The sequence below is a fragment of the Nonomuraea sp. NPDC001636 genome (assembly GCF_040298265.1).
Taxonomy (GTDB): Bacteria; Actinomycetota; Actinomycetes; order Streptosporangiales; family Streptosporangiaceae; genus Nonomuraea.
Genome location: NZ_JBEOZT010000017.1, coordinates 130360 through 150165 on the forward strand (window position 1 = coordinate 130360; position 19806 = coordinate 150165).

Annotated in this window: 13 protein-coding genes; 8 read left to right on the forward strand and 5 right to left on the reverse strand. The window is 71.4% G+C overall.

Translation table 11 applies throughout. The features are described 5' to 3' along the window. Window positions 1-30: 30 nt before the first annotated feature. Genes ABT158_RS29115 through ABT158_RS29125 form a run of 3 tightly spaced genes read right to left on the reverse strand, consistent with a single transcriptional unit; the run spans window position 31 to window position 3464 of the window. Entirely contained in the window at window positions 31-1440 is a 1410-nt protein-coding gene (locus ABT158_RS29115; RefSeq protein ID WP_352358682.1) for a family 2B encapsulin nanocompartment shell protein, read from the reverse strand. A 27-nt stretch (window positions 1441-1467) separates the two neighbouring features. Then, window positions 1468-2409, reverse strand: a complete 942-nt coding sequence (locus ABT158_RS29120; RefSeq protein WP_352358684.1) for a 4-hydroxy-3-methylbut-2-enyl diphosphate reductase — start codon at window positions 2407-2409, stop codon at window positions 1468-1470. An 11-nt stretch (window positions 2410-2420) separates the two neighbouring features. Next, window positions 2421-3464, reverse strand: a complete 1044-nt coding sequence (locus tag ABT158_RS29125) for a polyprenyl synthetase family protein (RefSeq protein WP_352358686.1) — start codon at window positions 3462-3464, stop codon at window positions 2421-2423. A gap of 131 nt (window positions 3465-3595) precedes the next feature. Between ABT158_RS29125 and ABT158_RS29130 the strand changes: the two genes are divergently transcribed. After that, window positions 3596-5344, forward strand: a complete 1749-nt coding sequence (locus ABT158_RS29130) for a 1-deoxy-D-xylulose-5-phosphate synthase (protein ID WP_352358688.1) — start codon at window positions 3596-3598, stop codon at window positions 5342-5344. A 193-nt stretch (window positions 5345-5537) separates the two neighbouring features. Here ABT158_RS29130 and ABT158_RS29135 read toward each other — a convergent pair whose 3' ends face one another. Then, window positions 5538-6914 (reverse strand): carbohydrate-binding protein, encoded by a 1377-nt coding sequence (locus ABT158_RS29135; RefSeq protein WP_352358690.1) that lies wholly within the window; start codon window positions 6912-6914, stop codon window positions 5538-5540. 165 nt (window positions 6915-7079) lie between these two features. Here ABT158_RS29135 and ABT158_RS29140 point away from each other — a divergent pair, with 165 nt between their 5' ends. From ABT158_RS29140 to ABT158_RS29160, 5 genes are all read left to right on the forward strand, one after another. Beyond that, window positions 7080-8261, forward strand: coding sequence for a zinc-dependent alcohol dehydrogenase (locus ABT158_RS29140; protein WP_352358692.1), 1182 nt, complete (start codon window positions 7080-7082; stop codon window positions 8259-8261). A 41-nt stretch (window positions 8262-8302) separates the two neighbouring features. Then, window positions 8303-9352: an NAD-dependent epimerase/dehydratase family protein gene (locus ABT158_RS29145; RefSeq protein ID WP_352358694.1), complete on the forward strand. Its 1050-nt coding sequence runs from the start codon at window positions 8303-8305 to the stop codon at window positions 9350-9352. 97 nt (window positions 9353-9449) lie between these two features. After that, a complete protein-coding gene (locus tag ABT158_RS29150) occupies window positions 9450-9914 on the forward strand; it encodes an ATP-binding protein (protein WP_352358696.1) in 465 nt (154 codons plus the stop codon). A gap of 69 nt (window positions 9915-9983) precedes the next feature. Then, window positions 9984-10883: a dihydropteroate synthase gene (gene folP, locus ABT158_RS29155; protein WP_352323007.1), complete on the forward strand. Its 900-nt coding sequence runs from the start codon at window positions 9984-9986 to the stop codon at window positions 10881-10883. Window positions 10884-10897: 14 nt separating this feature from the next. After that, window positions 10898-11296, forward strand: a complete 399-nt coding sequence (locus tag ABT158_RS29160; protein ID WP_352358698.1) for a DnaJ family domain-containing protein — start codon at window positions 10898-10900, stop codon at window positions 11294-11296. 130 nt (window positions 11297-11426) lie between these two features. Here ABT158_RS29160 and ABT158_RS29165 read toward each other — a convergent pair whose 3' ends face one another. Then, a complete protein-coding gene (locus ABT158_RS29165; protein WP_352358700.1) occupies window positions 11427-13739 on the reverse strand; it encodes a glycoside hydrolase family 6 protein in 2313 nt (770 codons plus the stop codon). A gap of 309 nt (window positions 13740-14048) precedes the next feature. On the opposite strand from ABT158_RS29165, the gene ABT158_RS29170 reads away from it, so the two are divergent. Continuing rightward, window positions 14049-16994, forward strand: coding sequence for a glycoside hydrolase family 48 protein (locus ABT158_RS29170; protein WP_352358702.1), 2946 nt, complete (start codon window positions 14049-14051; stop codon window positions 16992-16994). Between the two features lie 11 nt (window positions 16995-17005). Beyond that, a complete protein-coding gene (locus ABT158_RS29175; RefSeq protein ID WP_352358852.1) occupies window positions 17006-19765 on the forward strand; it encodes a glycoside hydrolase family 9 protein in 2760 nt (919 codons plus the stop codon). Window positions 19766-19806 lie beyond the last annotated feature (41 nt).

Genomic DNA, 19806 nt, shown 5'->3' on the forward strand with positions numbered 1-19806 from the left:
AATTCTTGGACCGGACGGACGAAGGGGCTGCTAGCCGTTCCTGCCGAGCTCGACGTCCTCCAGGACGCCGAGCGCGTCGGGCACCAGGACGGCGGCCGAGTAGTAGGCGCTGACCAGGTAGGAGATGATCGCCTTCTCGTTGATGTTCATGAAGCGCACCGACAGGCTGGGCTGGTACTCGTCGGGGATGCCGGTCTGGTGCAGGCCGACGACGCCCTGGTTCTCCTGGCCCGTACGCATGAGCAGGAACGACGTGGTGCGCTTGCCGGTGACCGGGATCTTGCTGCACGGGAAGATCGGCACGCCGCGCCAGGCCGGGATGCGGTGGCCGTTGACCTCGCTGGCCTGCGGGTAGAGGCCGCGCTTGCTGCACTCCCTGCCGAACGCGGCGATGGCCTGCGGGTGCGCGAGGAAGAAGGCCGGCTCCTTCCAGACCACGGCGAGCAGGTCGTCGAGGTCGTCGGGCGTGGGCGGGCCGGAACGGGTGCGGATGCGCTGGCTGAAGTCGGCGTTGTGCAGCAGGCCGAACTCCCGGTTGTTGATCAGCTCGTGCTCCTGGCGCTCGCGCAGGGCCTCGATCGTGAGGCGGAGCTGCTGGTCGAGCTGGCTCATCGGCTGGTTGTACAGGTCGGAGACCCGGCTGTGCACCCGCAGGACCGTCTGGGCGACGCTCAGCTCGTACTCGCGGGGGGACTGCTCGTAGTCCACGAACGTGCCGGGCAGCGCGACCTCGCCGGAGTGGCCGGAGGACATGTCGATCGCGGCCTCGCCGTAGGCGTTCTGGGCGTGGTCGCCCGAGGCGCGCCAGTTCTGGATGTGCTCGCGCAGCGACGGGGACTGCTCGGCCAGCTGCTCGAAGGTCTGCCTGGACAGGGTGAGCACGGTGGTGTGCGTCTTGGCCGTGGCGGTGAAGTCGTACGTGCCGCCGCCGGTCAGCGCCTGCTCGCCGAGGTGGTCGCCGTCGGCCAGGACGCCGAGGTTCTGCTCGTCGCCGTAGGCGCCCTGCCCGACCTTGCCGACCCGGCCGTGGGCGATCAGCACGAGCTGGTCGGCCGGGTCGTCCTCCCTGACGATGGCCTCGCCCGGCTCGATCTCGCGCTGCTGGAAGCGGTCGGCCAGCGCTTCGAGCACCTCCATGTCGTCGAAGCCGCGCAGCATGGGCAGCTCGGTCAGCTCGGCCGGGATGACCCGCACGTCGGAGCCGGTCGTGGAGAACGTGATGCGCCCGTCGCCGAGCGTGTACGTCAGGCGCCTGTTGACCCGGAACACGCCACCGGAGCACTGCACCCACGGCAGCAGCCGCAGCAGCCACCTGGAGGTGATCTCCTGCATCTGCGGGGGTGTCTTGGTGGTGGTCGCGAGCTGTTTGGCGGCCTCAGTACTGAGGCTGAGCTGCCCGTTGCCGTTCAAGGGCGCGCTGGAGTCGGTGGTTTCTGTCATGGTGCACCGCCAATCTCGGTGTGGGGTCTAGCCGGGGTTGCGGGAGGAACGGAGTTCCAGGGGGAGGGAGAAGGTGAGCGTCTCCTCGGTCACGGTCACGGGCTCCACGTCGGCGTAGCCGTGACCGGCGAGCCAGCCGAGCAGGTCCTCGACCAGCACGTCGGGCACGGACGCGCCGGAGCTGACCCCGACCGTGCCGACGCCGCCGAGCCATCGCGGGTCGGCGTCGGCGGCGCGGTCGATCAGGTGGGCGGCGGGGGCGCCGGCGTGCAGCGCGACCTCGACCAGCCGCCGGGAGTTGGAGGAGTTGGCCGAGCCGACGACGATGACCAGGTCGCAGCGGGGGGCGATGCGGGTGATCGCTTCCTGGCGGTTCTGGCTGGCGTAGCAGATGTCGTCGCTCGGCGGGTCGGCCAGCTGGGGGAAGCGGTCGCGCAGCTCGGCGACGGCGCCCATGGTCTCGTCGACCGACAGTGTGGTCTGCGACAGCCAGGTCATGCGCGCCGCGCCGCTCGCGGTGACCTCGTGGGGCCTGGCCGGATCGACGACGTGGATGCGGCCGGGCGCCTCGCCGAGGGTGCCCTCGACCTCCTCGTGCTCGGCGTGGCCGATGAGCACGATCTCGTGGCCGGCCTCGGCCAGCCGCACCGCCTCCTTGTGCACCTTGGTGACCAGGGGGCAGGTGGCGTCGATCGTGCGCAGGCCGCGGCCCCCGGCCTCCTGCCGGACCGCGGGGGAGACGCCGTGGGCCGAGAAGATCACCAGCGCGCCGTCCGGCACCTCGTCGAGCTCGTCGACGAAGACCGCCCCGCGCTCGGTGAGGTCGGCCACCACGAACGTGTTGTGCACGATCTGTTTGCGCACGTAGACCGGTGGCCCGAAGCGCCGCAGCGCCTCCTCCACGGAGAAGATGGCCCGTTCGACGCCCGCGCAGTAACCGCGCGGGGCCGCGAGCAGTACGCGTCCCATCGGAGAGCCCCCTACTTGGTACGGTGCGCGAGCTGGTCGGCCAGGACGGACAGCGCGCCGCCGGCCTCGGGCCCGATCGGCGCCCGGGCCAGGGCGGCCGTGGCCTCGCCCACGCGTTCGTCGATCATCGACTCGACCTGGTCGAGCGCGCCGGTGTCGATGAGGATGTCGCGCAGCCCGGCGGCCTGCTCCTCGGTGAGCGCCGGGTTGCCGTGCCAGGCGCGCAGGTAGCCGAGCTGCGCGGGCGAGGCGTGCGCCACGGCGTGCGCGATCATCACCGTGTGCTTGCCCTCGCGCAAGTCGTCGAGCGCCGACTTGCCGGTCTCGGCCGCCGACCCGAACGTGCCCAGCACGTCGTCGCGCAGCTGGAACGCCTCGCCGAGCGGCACGCCGAACCGGGAGAAGGCGTCGAGCAGCTCGGGTGAGGCGCCGGCCAGGGCGCCGCCGATCTGCAACGGCCGCTCGACGGTGTACTTGGCCGTCTTGTAGCGGATCACCGTGAGCGCCTCCGTCACGCTCGCGCCGGCGCGGAGCTGGGCGAGGATGTCGAGGTACTGGCCGCTGATGACCTCGGTGCGCATGGCGTCGAAGAGGTGGTGAGCGGCCCGCAGGCGGACGGGCTCGACGCCGCACGACGACAGCAGGGTGTCGGACCAGGCCAGGCTGAGCGTGCCGAGCAGGATGCCGCCCGCGTGCCCGAACGCCTCCGCGGACGGGCCGTCGTGGAGGTCGGCGAGGTTGCGGTGGATGGTCGCCCGGCCCCGGCGCAGCTCGCTGCCGTCCATGATGTCGTCGTGGATGAGCAGCCCGGCGTGGCACAGCTCCAGGGCCGCCGCGGCGCTGACGATCTCCTCGCAGTCGGCGCCGCCCGCGCCCCGCCAGCCCCAGTAGCACAGCAGGGGGCGGATGCGTTTGCCGCCGCCGAGGATGAACTCGGTCAGCAGCCGGTAGGCCGTCTGGACGTCGGGATCGGAGACGGGCGCCCGCCACGTCTCCAGGAAGTCGGCGAGGCGTCGCTCGATCCGCGATCCGAGGTAGTGCTGAGTGAAGCTCACCGGCATCCGCTCGGCTCCTTCTGGTCGGGACGACGCACTACCAATAGTTACTACTTGAATACAGAGCGTGTAAAGTGTCTTGGGCCTTTCAACTATTCTTTTGGCTCACCGCAACACCGTCAGGGGATGTCATGACGACCCTGTTGCCGTACGTTTCCACTCCCCAAGACCTGCGCGCCCTGCCCGCCGAGCTGCTGCCCGGCCTCGCCCGCGAGATCCGCGACTTCCTGGTCGAGAAGGTGAGCGCCCGGGGCGGGCACCTCGGCTCCAACCTCGGCGTCGTCGAGCTCACGATCGCCCTCCACCGCGTCTTCGACTCGCCCGGCGACGCCATCGTCTTCGACACCGGGCACCAGGCGTACGTCCACAAGATCCTGACCGGGCGGCGCGACTCCTTCGACGCCCTGCGCTGCCGCGGCGGCCTCAGCGGCTACCCGAGCCGGGAGGAGTCCGTGCACGACCACGTCGACAACTCCCACGCCTCCACCGCGCTCGCCTACGCCGACGGCCTGGCCAAGGCGCGCCTGCTGACCGGCGACGCCGGCCGGGCGGTGGTCGCCGTGGTCGGCGACGGCGCGCTCACCGGCGGGCCGGCTTGGGAGGCGCTCAACAACCTGGGCGCCGCCCGCCACCGGCCGGTCGTCGTCGTGCTCAACGACAACGGCCGCTCCTACGCCCCCACCCACGGCGGCATCGCCGACCACCTCGCCCGTCTGCGCACGGCCGCCGACGTGACCGTCTTCGAGCAGCTCGGCCTGCGCTACCTGGGCCCGGTCGACGGCCACGACATCGCCGCGCTCGAAGCGGCCCTGCTCGCCGCCCGCGAGCTGCGCGCCCCCGTCGTGGTCCACTGCGTCACCCGCAAGGGCCGCGGCTACGACCCGGCCGAGCGCGACCACGACGAGCACCTGCACGCGATCCCGGCCAGCGACCCGGCCACCGGCCGTCCCCTCGCGGCCGGCACCGCCACCTGGACCGACGCGTTCGCCCGCCACCTGTGCGTGCTCGGCGAGCGCCGCGACGACCTGGTGGCCGTCACCGCCGCGATGCCGGGGCCGACCGGGCTGGCCTGCTTCGGGCGGCGCTTCCCCGGCCGCATGTTCGACGTCGGCATCGCCGAGCAGCAGGCGCTGGCCTCGGCGGCGGGCATGGCCATGGCGGGCCTGCACCCCGTGGTCGCCGTCTACGCGACGTTCCTCGGGCGCGCCCTCGACCAGGTGCTGATGGACGTCGCCCTGCACCGGCTGCCGGTGACGCTCGTGCTCGACCGGGCCGGGCTCACCGGCCCCGACGGGCCCAGCCACCACGGCATGTGGGACCTGGCGGCGCTGGCCATGGTGCCCGGCATGCGGGTGGCCGCGCCGCGCGACGCCCGCCGGCTGTGCGAGCTGCTGGAGGAGGCGGTCGAGCACCCCGGTCCCACCGCGCTGCGCTTCCCCAAGGCGGCCGCCGGCCCCGAGCTCCCGCGCGTGGGGCGGCTCGGCGACGTCGACGTGCTCTTCGCGGGCGGCCCCGACGTGCTGCTGGTGGCGGTCGGGCCGATGGCCGGGCCGTGCCTGGGCGCGGCGGCCATGTTGGCGGCCGCCGGGATCGGCGTGACCGTGGTCGATCCCCGCTGGGTGATCCCGGTCCCGGCCGGGCTGCGCGGGCCGGCCGGGGCCGCCCGGCTGGTGGTGACCGTCGAGGACGGCCTGGCCGCCTGCGGGGCCGGCGCCCTGCTCCGGCAGGAGTGCAGGCCCCGGCAGCACATCGTCAACCTCGGCCTGCCGCGCGAGTTCGTCGCGCACGGGAGCCGGGCCGGGTTGCTCGCCGAGGCCGGGCTCACCGGTCAGGGCATCGCGCACACCGTTCGAAGGGAGCTGGACAGGTGGCCGCTGTAGATCTCGGACTGCCGGTGCGACATCGGGCGTCGTGGAGACGCTGATCGAGGAGGCCCTGCGGCTGGCCGGAGAGGCGTCCTGACGGTCGCCGAAGCGCATGGGCCGGGCGATGTCCCTGACGGAGGAGTGGGACATCGCCCGGCCGCGCGGTCCAGGTCGTGAGGGGGTATCTCCGCCCTGGACGTCTAGGGGGTCAGACGCGCTGCCAGAGAGCCGGCACGTTCGGCGGCTCCCAGCCGGGCTGGGCGGTGTGCCCCTGGAGGCAGCGGTAGGTCGAGCCGCCGTACGTCACCGTCGCGCCGGCCGCGTACGTCGTGCCCGCGGCCCACGTGCCGCCGACGGTGGTGGTGACCGTGGGCGTGCTGGTCGGGCCGGGGCCGCCGCCCTGGGTGGCGAGGGTCAGGCCGTAGGTTGACAGGATCTCGTTGACCGGCTGGAAGTACGTCGTGCCGCCGGAGCTGCAGTTGCCCGAGCCGCCCGACGTCACGCCCTGGGCCTGGTCGCCGGAGATGAACGAGCCGCCGGAGTCGCCGGGCTCGGCGCAGACGTTGGTCCGCGTCACGCCGGAGACGGTGCCCTCCTGGTAGGTGACGCTGGCGTTGAGCTGCTGGACCGAGCCGCAGTGGTAGCCGGTGGTCGATCCGGCGCGACAGACGGCCGAGCCCACCTGGGCCACGGTCGAGCCGCGTACGGGCAGGATGCCGGCGCTGTAGCCGTACACCACGCCGGTCGGGGTCCACTGGCCGTTGACCTCGACCCAGGAGTAGTCGTTGCCCGGGAAGGACGAGCCGCGGAACGTGCCCATGGCGACCCGGTTGGAGCCGGACGTGCTGGACCCGGCGGTGCCGCAGTGGCCGGCGCTGACGAAGCCGCCCTGCGAGCCGGCCTTGGTCACCGAGAAGCCGACCGAGCAGCGGGTGCCGGAGCCGATGTAGTAGGCGTCGCCGCCGCGGACGTCGTAGAACAGCGTGGGCTTCTCGGCCGAGCGCACGACCTGGACGGCGGAGGCGTCCGCGCCGCTGGCCTTCACCCAGGCGGCGGCCTTGGCGGGGTCGGAGCTGAGGACGACGACGGTGTTGTTGACGACGTCCACGTACCAGACGGGGGCGGTCTTGGGGGCCTTGGCCGACGCGGCGTCCAGCCTGGCCTTGACGCCGTCGAGGCTGCTCAGCGAGCGGGCCACCACGCGGGCCTGCACACCGGCCTTGGCGATGGCGGCCACCTGTGCCGGGTCGGTGGTGGCGGTGATCGGGGTGGAGGTGGGGCCGGTCACCCAGGAGCCGGCGTAGGAGGCGCCTAACTGGGCGCGCAGGGTGGGTTCGAGGCCGGCCGCGGCGGCCTCGTTGACCAGGCGGGCCTCGGCCTGCTGGCCGGTGATGCCGAGGTCCCGGCTCATGGCGTCGACCAGGCCCTGCGGGGGGTCGGCGACGGCTTCGGCGTTGCTGCGGGCGATGGAGTAGGGGGTCTCGTCCTGGGCCGTGGCGCCCTTCGCCGCGAAGGCCAGGGCCGGGACGCTGATCATGGTGACGGCGATCGCGATGCCCGCCGTCACGGTCTTCCTGGGGAGCATGTGCACGTCTCCTCGCGTACAGGGGGGTGTCTGCACGGTACGAGCCCGAATACGAGGAGTGGTCGTGTCAAAACACCCCTATCACCGTGTTATGGGGCAAACCGTTTGGAGCTCTATGTGGGGGTATGCGGGATTTGTGCCGTCCGAATCCCATCTGGAGGCGTCATGAAGGCCGTCACCTGGCACGGCAAGCGGGACGTACGGGTCGAGGAGGTCCCCGACCCGGCCATCAAGGAGCCCAACGACGCGGTGATCAGGGTGACCAGCTCCGGCATCTGCGGCTCCGACCTGCACCTGTACGAGGTGCTCGGGCCCTTCATGGCCGAGGGCGACATCCTCGGCCACGAGCCCATGGGCGTCGTCGAGGCCGTCGGAGCCGCCGTCACCGACATCAGGCCCGGCGACCGCGTCGTCATCCCGTTCAACATCTCCTGCGGCCACTGCCACATGTGCGGCATGGAGCTGTACGCGCAGTGCGAGACCACGCAGGTCAAGGAGCAGGGCATGGGCGCCGCGCTGTTCGGCTACACCAGGCTGTACGGCCAGGTGCCCGGCGGCCAGGCCGAGTACCTGCGCGTGCCCGAGGCCCAGTTCGGCCCGATCAAGGTGCCCGAGGGCCCGCCGGACGAGCGTTTCCTGTTCCTGTCCGACGTGCTGCCGACGGCCTGGCAGGCCGTGGACTACGCGGAGATCCCGGACGGCGGCAGCGTCACCGTCTTCGGCCTCGGCCCCATCGGCCAGATGTGCGCCCGCATCGCCCGCCACCTCGGCCACCGCGTGATCGGCGTGGACGGCGTCACCGAACGCCTGGAGATGGCCCGCCGCCACGGCATCGAGGTCGTGGACGGCAGCGAGACCTCCGACGTGCCCGGGGCGATCCGCGAGCTCACCTCGGGGCGCGGCACCGACTCGGTGATCGACGCCGTCGGCATGGAGGCGCACGGCTCACCGGCCGCCAAGATCGCTCAGACGCTCACCGGGTTGCTGCCCGACGCGGTGGCCGCGCCGCTGATGTCCCACGCGGGCGTCGACCGGCTGGCCGCGCTCAACCAGGCCATCGACACCGTCCGCCGGGGCGGCGTCATCTCCGTCATCGGCGTCTACGGCGGCATGACCGACCCGATGCCGATGCTGCGCATGTTCGACAAGGGCGTCACGCTGCGGATGGGCCAGGCCCACGTGCGGCGGTGGATCAACCGGCTCATGCCGCTGGTCACCGACGACTCCGACCCGCTCGGCGTCATGGACCTGACCACCCACCGCATGCGGCTGGAGGAGGCGCCGCAGGCGTACGAGATGTTCCAGAAGAAGGCGAACGGCGCGATAAAGATCGTGCTACAGCCCTGACCAGGGGTTTCACCCTCCCGGGCACGGGCAGCGGTGCGGGCATGAGAGTCGTGGTGGTCGGGGCTACCGGCAATGTCGGCACGAGCGTCGTACGCGCGCTCGCCGCGGATGACAACGTGACGTCGATCGTGGGCGTGGCCCGCCGGCTGCCGGGATGGCGCATCGACCGGACCGAGTGGCGGCAGGCCGACGTCGCCACCGGCGACCTGTCCCGCATCTTCGAGGGCGCCGACGCCGTCGTGCACCTCGCGTGGCTGTTCCAGCCCACCAGGGACCCGGCCGTGACCTGGCGGGCGAACGTCCTGGGCAGCATGCGGGTGTTCCGCGCGGTGGCCGAGGCCGGGGTGCCCGCGCTGGTCCACGCCTCCTCGGTCGGCGCGTACTCGCCGGGGCCCAAGGACCGGCCGGTGGACGAGAGCTGGCCCACGCACGGCTGGCCCGGGGCCGCGTACGGCCGGGAGAAAGCGTACGTCGAGCGGGTGCTCGACGTCTTCGAGCACGACCACCCGGCGATCCGCGTGGTGCGGATGCGGCCGGGGTTCATCTTCCAGCGGGCGGCGGCCACCGAGCAGCGCCGCCTGTTCGCCGGGCCGTTCCTGCCGCGCCGGCTGATCCGGCCCGGCCGCGTCCCGTTCGTGCCCGACGTGCCCGGACTGCGGCTCCAGGTGCTGCACGCCGACGACGCGGCCGAGGCGTACCGGCTGGCGGTGACCAGGACGGTGTCGGGGGCCTTCAACCTGGCCGCCGAACCCGTGCTCGACCCCGCCGACCTGGCCAAGCTCCTCGGCACGCGGACGATACCGGTCACGCCCTGGCTGGCCAGGACGCTGATGTCGGCCGGCTGGCACCTGCGGCTGGTGCCCGCCTCGCCCGGCCTGCTCGAACTGGCCCTGCGCATCCCCGTCATGAAGACCGACAAGGCCAGGGACGTCCTGGGCTGGCGGCCGCGGCACTCCTCCTGGGACGCCATGCGCGAACTGCTGGACGGCCTGCACGACGGCGCCGGCATGGAGACCCCGCCGCTCGCCCCCGACGGCGGCCCGCTGGGCCGGGTCAAGGAGCTGGCCACGGGGGTCGGCGCCCACCCCTGATCCGGAGGTGTAGGACCGCCCGGCCGGGGAAGGGGACGGTTCTCTACGCAAGGTCCAGAGGCGTGGCCTGTGTGTCGTGACGACACGAAGGAGCGCCATGGCCCTTCTCCTGACCCAGGTCTTCACCCTCCACGACGTCACCAAGCTGCGCCGCGCGGTCGCCGAGCAGGCGGAGAACAGCGGGCTGCGCGACGGGCGGCTCGACGACTTCGTGCTCGCCGTGCACGAGAGCGTGGTCAACGCCGTGGAGCACGCGGGCGGGCGGGGGCATCTGACGTTGTGGACGGTCGACGGCGTCATCCGCGCGGAGACGACGGACCAGGGGACGGGCATCCCGCAGGCGTACCTCGACGGGGACGTCCGGCCGTCCACCCTCTCCTACACCGGCCGCGGCATCTACCTGATCCGGCGGCTGTGCGACGACGTGGACGTCCGCACCGGCCCGGACGGCACCACGGTCCGGCTCACCATGCGCCTGCCGCACGCCTCCGCCTCCCCGAGCTCCATGAAGCGGATCCGGGTCACCGGCGGCGGCGGGCCGTCCGGGCGCTTCCAGGTCTGAGCGCGGGCGCGCCCGACCGCCCTGCCACGGCCCCGGGTAGGCTCGGCAGGAGACGGAAGGGGCCACTACGTGAGCGGCGGAAACAATCCCCCCGAGATCATCTCCCCGGTCCGCCGCATCGGGCGGCGGGAGTTCGATTTCGAACGCCAGATCGCCATCATGGCCATCGTCAACAGGACCCCCAACTCCTTCCACGACCAGGGCCGCACGTACGAGCTCGACCGCGCGGTCGCGGCCTGCGCGCGGGCCGTCGAGGAGGGCGCCGACTGGGTGGACATCGGCGGGTTCGCCTTCAGCGCCGCCCAGGCCGCGATCGGCGTCGAGGAGGAGATCGAGCGGGTGGTCCCGGTGATCGCCGAGGTCAGGGCCGCGACCGACGCCGTCATCTCGGTCGACACCCACCGCCCCGAGGTCGCCAGGGCGGCCGTCGAGGCCGGCGCCGACGTCATCAACGACACCAACGGCCTGCGCGAACCCGGCCTGGCCGAGGTCGCGGCCGAGACCGGCGCCAGCGTGGTCGTCACCCACAGCCTCGGCGGGCCCGGCCGGCGGGTCTTCCGCCCGAGCTACGACGACGTCGTCGCCGAGGTCGCCGGCTTCCTGCGCGAGCGGGTCGCCTTCGCGCTCAAGGCCGGCATCGCCCCCGACCGGATCATCATCGACCCGGGCCACGACCTGAACAAGAACACCTTCCACTCCCTGGAGCTGACCCGGCGGCTGGAGGAGATCACCGCCATCGGCTATCCCACCCTGGTCGCGCTGTCGAACAAGGACTTCATCGGCGAGACCATCGACCGCCCGCAGGGCGAGCGCAAGGAGGGGACGATCGCCGCGAACGTCGTCTCCATCCTCAAGGGCGCCCGGATCCTGCGGGTGCACGACGTCGCCGCGACGGTGGCGTCCGTGCGCATGACCGAGGCCGTGCTCGGCTGGCGCGGGCCGGTCGCGCCGAGCCACAACCTGGCGTGAGAGGAGCCGCGTCCATGACCGACCGCAAGCCGGTGGGCATGCCGTTCGAGAGCTGGATCGACCGGCAGATCCGCGAGGCGGCCGAGCGCGGGGAGTTCGACGACCTGCCGGGCGCGGGCAAGCCGCTACCCGGCCTCGACCGGCCGCACGACGAGATGTGGTGGATCAAGCAGAAGCTGGAGAGCGAGGGGCTGTCCATGCCGCTGCCCCCGACGCTGGCGCTGCGCAAGGAGGCCGAGGAGGCGCTGCGGCAGGCCCGCGGGGCCCGGTCCGAGACCGAGGTGCGGCAGATCCTCGAAGAGGTCAACGAGAAGATCCGCGAGGCGATCAGGAAGGGCCTGCCGGGGCCGCCGCTCAACCTGATGCCCTTCGACGTCGATCACGTCGTGTCGGAGTGGCGCGAGAACCGCTGACCGGCGCCGGGACGAGTGGCGCCGGTCGAGGTGAAGGGGCCCGGGTTCCTTCACCGGACGAGGGGCCCGGGTCAGGCGGGCCCCTCGTCCGGCGGCCGGGGGCCCCGGAGCCCCCGGCCGGCTCGGTGAGTCAGCTGACCGGCGGGTAGGCGTTCCTGACCAGCTCCTGGAACTGGGCGGAGAACCACTGGCCGGACAGCGGGGCGCCGCCGAGGGCGCCCGACATGTTGTTGCCGTTGAGGTTGTTGCCGGTGTAGGTCGGGTCGCACATCCGGTCGAACTTCTTGCCCTCGTCGTTCGGGATGTCGGTGCTGGCGCCGTCGGACTCGCCCGGCGGCTTGATCCAGACGTAGGCGTCGAAACCGGCCTCGGGGCTGGCCGTCGGCCGGGCGCCGAGGCCCGCGCCGCTCTGGTTGCACCAGTTGCCGGCGTGGATGCGCCGGTCGACGCGTGACTGGTTGACGAAGGTGTTCACGTCCGTCGAGGTGCTCGCGCCACCCGGACGGGCGGTGCCGCCCCAGCCGTTGCGCGAGGTGTCGACCAGCATGCCGAGCCCGGACTTGAAGCCCTTGCTGACCAGCGCGGTGCGCAGGGCCGTGGCGAACGTGGACTCGTCCACGTAGTAGTTCCAGTCGATCCACTTGGACTGGCGGACGGTCTGGCCGTTCACCAGGGTGTTGATCGTGAAGTACGGCTCCTTGGTGGCGGAGTAGTTGGCGGTGTTGACGATGAAGCCGTCCACGCTGTCCACGCCGGCCGTGGTGCCCGCGGCCATGTTGTAGAAGAGGTTCACGGCGGGGCCGAAGTTCGAGTCCCAGCCGAGCCAGGCGTGGTGGGCGGCGTCCACGTAGGTGTAGACGTTGGTGATGGCGTGCAGCTTGTTGAGCGCGTACCGGACGCCGTCCACGTAGCCGCCGGGCCCGTTGGCCTCGGCGCACTTCGGGAAGTTGCCGGTGTTGGTGATCAGGTTGGGCAGCGAGTCGGGCTCGATGATCGTGACGATGCGCAGGTTGGCGTACTTGGGGTCGCGCAGGATGTTCGCGATCACGTCGATGTACTCGGCCTTGTAGCGGTTGAAGCCGTTCTCGGCGATCAGCAGCTCGCCGTTGGAGGCCAGCGCCGAGCAGTCGCGGTTGGGCAGGTCGTAGATGACGAACTGCACGGTCAGCGGGGCCGAGCCGTTGAGCGCGTCCTGGGCCACGGCCTCGTCCAGGTGGGCCTGGAGGCCCATGGCCGCGGAGGAGCCGGCGATGGCCGCGATGCGGTCCAGCCACACGGCGGTGGAGGTGTTGGCGACGGCGGCGCCGCCTGGCTCGGCCGCGGCCTTGGCCTTCCACTGCGGGTTCACGTAGCCGGTGGCGCCGGCGTACGGGTTCTCGACGTGGCCGGTGGGCGGCTGGCCGTCGTCGTCGGCCTCGGTGGCGGTGACCGTCTTGCTGGTCAGGCCGGCGGCGGCGACCGTGAAGGGACGGGTGCCGTTGGTCGTGTCGGCGTCCTGGGCGGCGGCCAGGGTGACCGTCTGGGCGGTGTTCCAGTTGGCGGGCGTGAAGGTGAGGCTGCCGCCGGCGGAGACGGTCAGGTCGGCGTCGCCGCTGCCCGCCGTCGAGGTGACGGTCACGTTCGCGGACGGCTGCGCGGCCAGCTTGACCGTGTACGCCGCCGTCCCGCCCTCGGGCACGGTCACCGACGTGGGCGTCACGAGCAGGGCCTGCTCCACGACGGCGTCGTCGTCCACCTCGGTCGCGTTGACGGTGGCCGAGGTGACGCCGGTGCCGCCGACGGAGAAGGCCGCCGTGCCCGCGGTGGTGTCGGCGTCCTGGGCGGCGGCCAGGGTGACCGTCTGGGCGGTGTTCCAGTTGGCGGGCGTGAAGGTGAGCGAGCCGCCCGCGCTGACGGTCAGGTCGGTGTCACCGCTGGTCCGCTGGGTGGTGACGGTGACGTTCGAGGAGGGGGCGGAGGACAGCTTGGCGGTGAAGGTGGCGGTGCCGCCCTCGTTGACCGCGACCGAGCTGGCGGAGGTGATCACCGCGGGGGTGGTGGGGGTGACGCCGCCGCAGGTCACGCCGTTCACGGTGAAGGAGGTGGGCGGGTTGTTGCTGCCCGTCCAGGTGCCGTTGAAGCCCATGGTGGTGGAGGCGCCGGTGGCCAGGCTGCCGTTGTAGGGCATGTTCGTCGCGGTGACGTGCGTGCCCGACTGCGTCCAGTTGGCGCTCCAGCCGGTCGGGGTGTATTGCTGGCCGGTGCTGGGGAAGTCGAAGCCCAGCGTCCACGAGGTGATCGGGTCGCCGGTGTTCTTCAACGTGATGTTCGCGGTGAAACCGCCCTGACCGGGGCTGCTCGTCCACGAGTTGGCGGAGTAGGTCACGTCGCAGTTCACCGCGGCGCTGGCGGCCGTGGTCTGGCCGACGACGAGCCCGAGGGCCGCGACGCTCGCGGCGGTCATGATCACGGCCCATCGGCGTGGGCCGCTGTGGAGTCTCACTAGCGATCATCTCCAGAACGTCAGTTGGCTGGGAGCGCTCCCATAGTGAGACGCCCTCCCGGCCCTGTAAATGAGCGCGGCTCCGCGGCGGGCGTTCCCGGGCCGCATGCTCGCCGAATGCCCCGTAACGTGGATGAAACTTTCATCATCGGCAGCCTGGTGAGAGGAAACGCGGGGGCCGCCGGACGGGCGATCCGTTGACATACGCCGCCGGTCACCCACAATCCCCCTTGGGAGCGCTCCCACACCCCCTACTCCCATGGAGATCCCTTGAAACACAGACCTCCTTCCCGCCTTTCCCGCCTGTCGAGGCGGCTCGCCGGAGCCGCGACGCTCGTGCTCGCGGCGGGCACGACCACGACCCTCGCGACGCTGCCCGCGCACGCTGCCGTCGCCTGCGACGTGACGTACACCGCCAACCAGTGGACGAGCAGCCCCGGCCAGGGCGGGTTCACCGCCAACCTGACGCTGAAGAACACCGGCGACCCGATCACCTCGTGGACGCTCGGCTTCGACTTCCCGACCGCGGGCCAGAAGTACACGCCCACCGGCTGGAGCGCCAACTGGACGCAGTCGGGCACCCACGTCACCGCGACCAACATGCCGTGGAACGGCAGCCTGGCCACCGGCGCCTCCACCACCATGGGCTTCAACGGCACCTGGACGGGCAGCAACCCGAGCCCGACCTCGTTCACCGTGAACGGCGTGACCTGCGGCGGCGCCAACACCCCGCCCACGGTCGCGCTGACCTCGCCCACCGCCGGCCAGACGTTCACCGCCCCGGCCACCGTGGTCATCGCCGCGGACGCCGCCGACACCGACGGCACGGTGTCCAAGGTCGACTTCTACCAGGGCTCCACGCTGCTCGGCACCGACACCTCGGCGCCGTACGGCTACACCTGGCAGAACGTGGCCGCGGGCAGCTACTCGATCACCGCGAAGGCCACCGACAACGGGGGCGCGACCACGACCTCGGCCCCCGTCGGGATCACCGTCTCGCAGAACACCGGGCCCGCCCTCGTGGTGAGCCCGACCACGATCTCCGTGCCGGAGAAGGGCACCGCGAGCTTCGGCGTGAAGCTCTCGCAGGCGCCCGCCGCGAACGTGACCGTCACCACCGCCCGCACCAGCGGCGACGCCGACCTGACCGTCGGCTCCGGCGGCTCACTCACCTTCACCCCGGCCAACTGGAACACCGTCCAGAACGTCACCCTGGCGGCGGCGGACGACGCCGACACCACCAGCGGCACCGCCGAGTTCACGGTGAGCGCGACCGGCTACACCCCGGTCAAGGTCACCGCCAGCGAGGCGGACGACGACCTCGGCGGCGACAACGAGTACGTCAAGCGGTTCGTCGAGATGTACAACGAGCTGCACGACCCGGCCAACGGGTACTTCTCGCCCGACGGCGTGCCGTACCACTCGGTGGAGACGTTCATGGTCGAGGCGCCCGACCACGGGCACGAGACCACGTCCGAGGCCTACAGCTACTACCTGTGGCTGGAGGCGACCTATGGGCAGGTGACCGGCGACTGGGCGAAGTTCAACAACGCGTGGGCCTCGATGGAGAAGTACATCATCCCCTCGACCGCCGACCAGCCGACGAACTCCTTCTACAACCCCGCCAAGCCGGCCACGTACGCCGGTGAGTGGAACGACATCAAGCAGTACCCGACGCAGCTCGACTCCGGGGTGTCCGTGGGCTCGGACCCGCTGGCCAACGAGCTGAAGAGCGCGTACAACACCAGTGACGTCTACGGCATGCACTGGCTGCTCGACGTCGACAACACCTACGGCTTCGGCCGCTGCGGCGACGGCACGAGCAAGAACACCTACATCAACACCTACCAGCGCGGCCCGGAGGAGTCGGTCTTCGAGACGATCCCGCAGCCGTCCTGCGACACGTTCAAGTTCGGTGGCCCCAACGGCTACCTCGACCTGTTCACCAAGGACAGCAACTACGCCAAGCAGTGGAAGTACACCAACGCGCCCGACGCCGACGCGCGGGCCGTCCAGGCGGCGTACTGGGCGCAGACGTGGGCCAAGCAGCAGGGCAAGGAGTCGCAGATCTCCGCGTCGGTCGCCAAGGCCGCCAAGATGGGCGACTACCTGCGGTACGCGATGTACGACAAGTACTTCAAGAAGCCCGGCTGCACCAGCACCTCGTGCGCCGCGGGCACCGGCAAGGACGCCTCCAACTACCTGCTGTCCTGGTACTACGCCTGGGGCGGCGCGAGCGACACCAGCGCGGGCTGGGCCTGGCGCATCGGCTCCAGCCACAACCACTCCGGCTACCAGAACCCGCTCGCGGCCTGGGCGCTGGCCAACGTGGCCGAGCTGAAGCCGAAGAGCGGCACCGGCGCGGCCGACTGGAGCACCAGCCTGACCCGCCAGCTGCAGTTCTACACCTGGCTGCAGTCGGCCGAGGGCGCCATCGCGGGCGGCGCGACCAACAGCTGGGAGGGCCACTACGCCACCCCGCCGGCCGGGCTGCCGAAGTTCCACGGCATGACCTACGACTGGCAGCCCGTCTACCACGACCCGCCGTCCAACCAGTGGTTCGGGTTCCAGGCGTGGACCATGGAGCGGGTGGCCGAGCTCTACTACGCCTCGGGCAACGCCGACGCCAAGGCGCTGCTGGACAAGTGGGTCACCTGGGCGATGGCCAACACCACGATCAACGCGGACGGCACGTACCAGATGCCGTCGACGCTCAAGTGGACCGGCCAGCCCGCCGGTGACTTCAGCGACCCCAACGGCATGCCGCCGCCCAACCCCGGCCTGCACGTGACGGTCGCCGACTACACCAACGACGTCGGCGTGGCCGGCTCGTACGCCAAGGCCCTGATGTACTACGCGGCCAAGGCGAACCACGCCGGGGCCAGGACCATGGCCAAGGCGCTGCTGGACGGCGTGTGGAAGAACCGCGACGCCAAGGGCGTGTCGGTGTCGGAGACCAAGACCGACTACAAGCGGCTGAACGACCCGGTCTACGTGCCCCCGGGCTGGACCGGCAAGATGCCGAACGGCGACACGATCAACTCCAGCTCGACGTTCATGTCGATCAGGTCGTTCTACAAGAACGACCCCGACTGGCCCGAGGTGAACGCCTACCTCCAGGGCACCGGCCCGGCGCCGACGTTCAACTACCACCGCTTCTGGGCGCAGGTGGACGTGGCCGTGGCCCTGGCCGAGTACGGGCGGCTCTTCCCGTGAGAAAGACGGCGATGATCGCCGCGGCGTCGCTGGTCCTGCCCCTGCTCGCAGGGGTGGGGCCGGTGGCCCACGCGGCCGCGCCCGCCTTCTCCTACGGCGAGGCGCTGCAGAAGTCGCTGTGGTTCTACGAGGCCCAGCAGTCGGGCGACCTGCCCGCCTGGAACCGCGTCTCCTGGCGCGGCGACTCGGCCCTGAACGACGGCAAGGACGCCGGGCTGGACCTGACCGGAGGCTGGTACGACGCGGGCGACCACGTCAAGTTCGGCTTCCCGATGGCCTTCTCGGCCACGATGCTGGCCTGGGGCGGCGTGGAGTACCGCGACGCCTACGCGGGCTCCGGCCAGCTCACCCACCTGCTGAACAACCTGAGGTTCGTCAACGACTACTTCGTCAAGGCCCACCCGTCGGCCAACGTGCTGTACGGGCAGGTCGGCAACGGCGGCACCGACCACGCCTGGTGGGGCCCGGCCGAGGCCATGCAGATGAACCGGCCCGCCTACAAGATCGACGCGTCCTGCGGCGGCTCGGACCTGGCGGGGGAGACGGCGGCGGCGATGGCGGCCTCGTCGATCGTCTTCCGCCCGACCGATCCGGCATATGCCGACAAGCTGGTGACGCACGCCAAGCAGCTGTACTCCTTCGCCGACACGGTCAGGAAGAAGTACAGCGACTGCATCAGCGACGCCCAGGGCTACTACAACTCCTGGAGCGGCTACAACGACGAGCTGGTCTGGGGGGCGATCTGGCTCTACCGGGCCACGAACGACGCCGCCTACCTGGCCAAGGCCGAAGCCGGTTACGACAACCTGGGCAACGAACCGCAGAGCACGACGAAGTCGTACAAGTGGACGATCGCCTGGGACGACAAGTCGTACGGCGCGTACGTGCTGCTGCACAAGCTCACCGGCAAGCAGAAGTACCTGGACGACGCCGACCGCTGGCTCGACTGGTGGACGGTCGGCGTCAACGGCTCCAAGGTCAGGTACTCGCCGGGCGGCCAGGCCGTGCTGGACCGGTGGGGGTCGCTGCGGTACGCGGCCAACACCTCGTTCGTCGCGCTCGTGCACAGCGACTCGATCACCGACCCGGTGCGCAAGGCCCGCTACCACGACTTCGCGGTCCGGCAGATCAACTACGCGCTCGGCGACAACCCGCGCAACTCCTCGTACCTGATCGGGTTCGGGACCAACCCGCCGAAGAACCCGCACCACCGCACGGCGCACGGCTCGTGGACCGACCAGATCACCAACCCGGTCAACAGCCGCCACACGCTGTACGGCGCGCTGGTCGGCGGCCCGCCCGACCCCGACGACGTCTACGCCGACAAACGCGACGACTACGTCATGAACGAGGTCGCGACCGACTACAACGCCGGCTTCACCAGCGCCCTGGCCCGGCTCTACAAGGAGTACGGGGGAGCGCCCGCGGCGAACTTCCCGCCCGCCGAGACCCCGGACGGCCCGGAGATCTTCGTCGAGGCCGGCGTGAACGCCTCCGGCACGAACTTCACCGAGATCAAGGCCATCGTGCGCAACCAGTCGGCCTGGCCCGCCCGGGTCCTGTCGGACGGCTCGTTCCGCTACTACTTCACCCTCGACGGCTCGACGACCGCCTCGCAGATCAGCGTGTCGTCGGCCTACACGCAGTGCAAGGCCCCCACGCTCGGCTCGGCCGGCGGGAGCGTGCTCTACGTGGACATCGACTGCTCGGGGCAGGCCATCGCCCCGGCCGGGCAGTCGCAGCACCGCAGGGAGGTGCAGTTCAGGATCACCAGCGCGGGCACCTGGAACCCGGCCGACGACTGGTCGTACCAGGGCATCCCGGCCACGCCGGGCGCGACGCCGGTGCAGACGAAGAACATCACCCTCTACAGCGGCGCCACCAAGATCTGGGGTGAGCCCCCGGGTCCGGAGGAGCGGGACACGACAGCGCCCAGCAAGCCGGGCAGACCCGCGGTCTCCGCGATCACGGGCACGGCGGCGAAGCTGAGCTGGACGGCCTCCACGGACAACGTGGGAGTGACCGGTTACGACGTCTACCTGGGGTCCACCAAGGCGGGCACGGCCACCGGCACCTCCTTCGACCTGAGCGGGCTCACCCCTGCCACGGCCTACGCCGCCCACGTGGTGGCCAGGGACGCGGCGGGCAACACCTCGGCGTCCTCGGACGAGACGACGTTCACCACCACGGACTCCGAGGACAAGACGGCGCCCACCAAGCCCGGCAAACCGTCCGTCTCGGGCATCACCGGCTCGGGCGCGAAGGTCACCTGGGCGGCCTCCACGGACAACGTGGGCGTGACCGGCTACGACGTCTACCTGGGGTCCGCCAAGGCGGGCACGGCCACCGGCACCTCGTACGACCTGGGCGGGCTCAGCCCGGCGACGGCGTACACGGTCACGGTGGTGGCCAGGGACGCGGCGGGCAACAGCTCGACCCCGTCCGACGGCACGTCGTTCACGACCGCCGACCCGCCTCAGGGCGGCTGCGCGGCCACGTTCAAGGTCACCAACTCCTGGGGCGGCGCGTACCAGGCCGAGGTGACCGTCAAGAACGCCGGCTCCGCGGCCATCACGGGCTGGACGGCCGCCTGGACGTCCGCGAACCAGATCACCCAGCTCTGGGGCGGAAAGCTCACCCAGACCGGCTCGTCCGTGTCCGTCAAAAACGAGGCGTGGAACGGCGGGCTCGCCGCCGGCGCCACGACCACGTTCGGCTTCATCGCCAACGGCACCCCGTCCACCCCCGACCTCACCTGCACCCCCGCCTGAGCCTGCCGACCCCGCCCTCGCCCCGGCTGCCGAGCAGGGGC

Coding starts and splice junctions, on each gene's coding strand:
- ABT158_RS29145 (WP_352358694.1), top strand. CDS start 8,303: ATGAGAGTCGTGGTGGTCGGGGCTACCGGCAATGTCGGCACGAGCGTC.
- ABT158_RS29135 (WP_352358690.1), bottom strand. CDS start 6,914: ATGCTCCCCAGGAAGACCGTGACGGCGGGCATCGCGATCGCCGTCACC.
- ABT158_RS29140 (WP_352358692.1), top strand. CDS start 7,080: ATGAAGGCCGTCACCTGGCACGGCAAGCGGGACGTACGGGTCGAGGAG.
- ABT158_RS29120 (WP_352358684.1), bottom strand. CDS start 2,409: ATGGGACGCGTACTGCTCGCGGCCCCGCGCGGTTACTGCGCGGGCGTC.
- ABT158_RS29115 (WP_352358682.1), bottom strand. CDS start 1,440: ATGACAGAAACCACCGACTCCAGCGCGCCCTTGAACGGCAACGGGCAG.
- ABT158_RS29150 (WP_352358696.1), top strand. CDS start 9,450: ATGGCCCTTCTCCTGACCCAGGTCTTCACCCTCCACGACGTCACCAAG.
- ABT158_RS29160 (WP_352358698.1), top strand. CDS start 10,898: ATGACCGACCGCAAGCCGGTGGGCATGCCGTTCGAGAGCTGGATCGAC.
- ABT158_RS29175 (WP_352358852.1), top strand. CDS start 17,006: ATGATCGCCGCGGCGTCGCTGGTCCTGCCCCTGCTCGCAGGGGTGGGG.
- ABT158_RS29130 (WP_352358688.1), top strand. CDS start 3,596: ATGACGACCCTGTTGCCGTACGTTTCCACTCCCCAAGACCTGCGCGCC.
- ABT158_RS29165 (WP_352358700.1), bottom strand. CDS start 13,739: ATGACCGCCGCGAGCGTCGCGGCCCTCGGGCTCGTCGTCGGCCAGACC.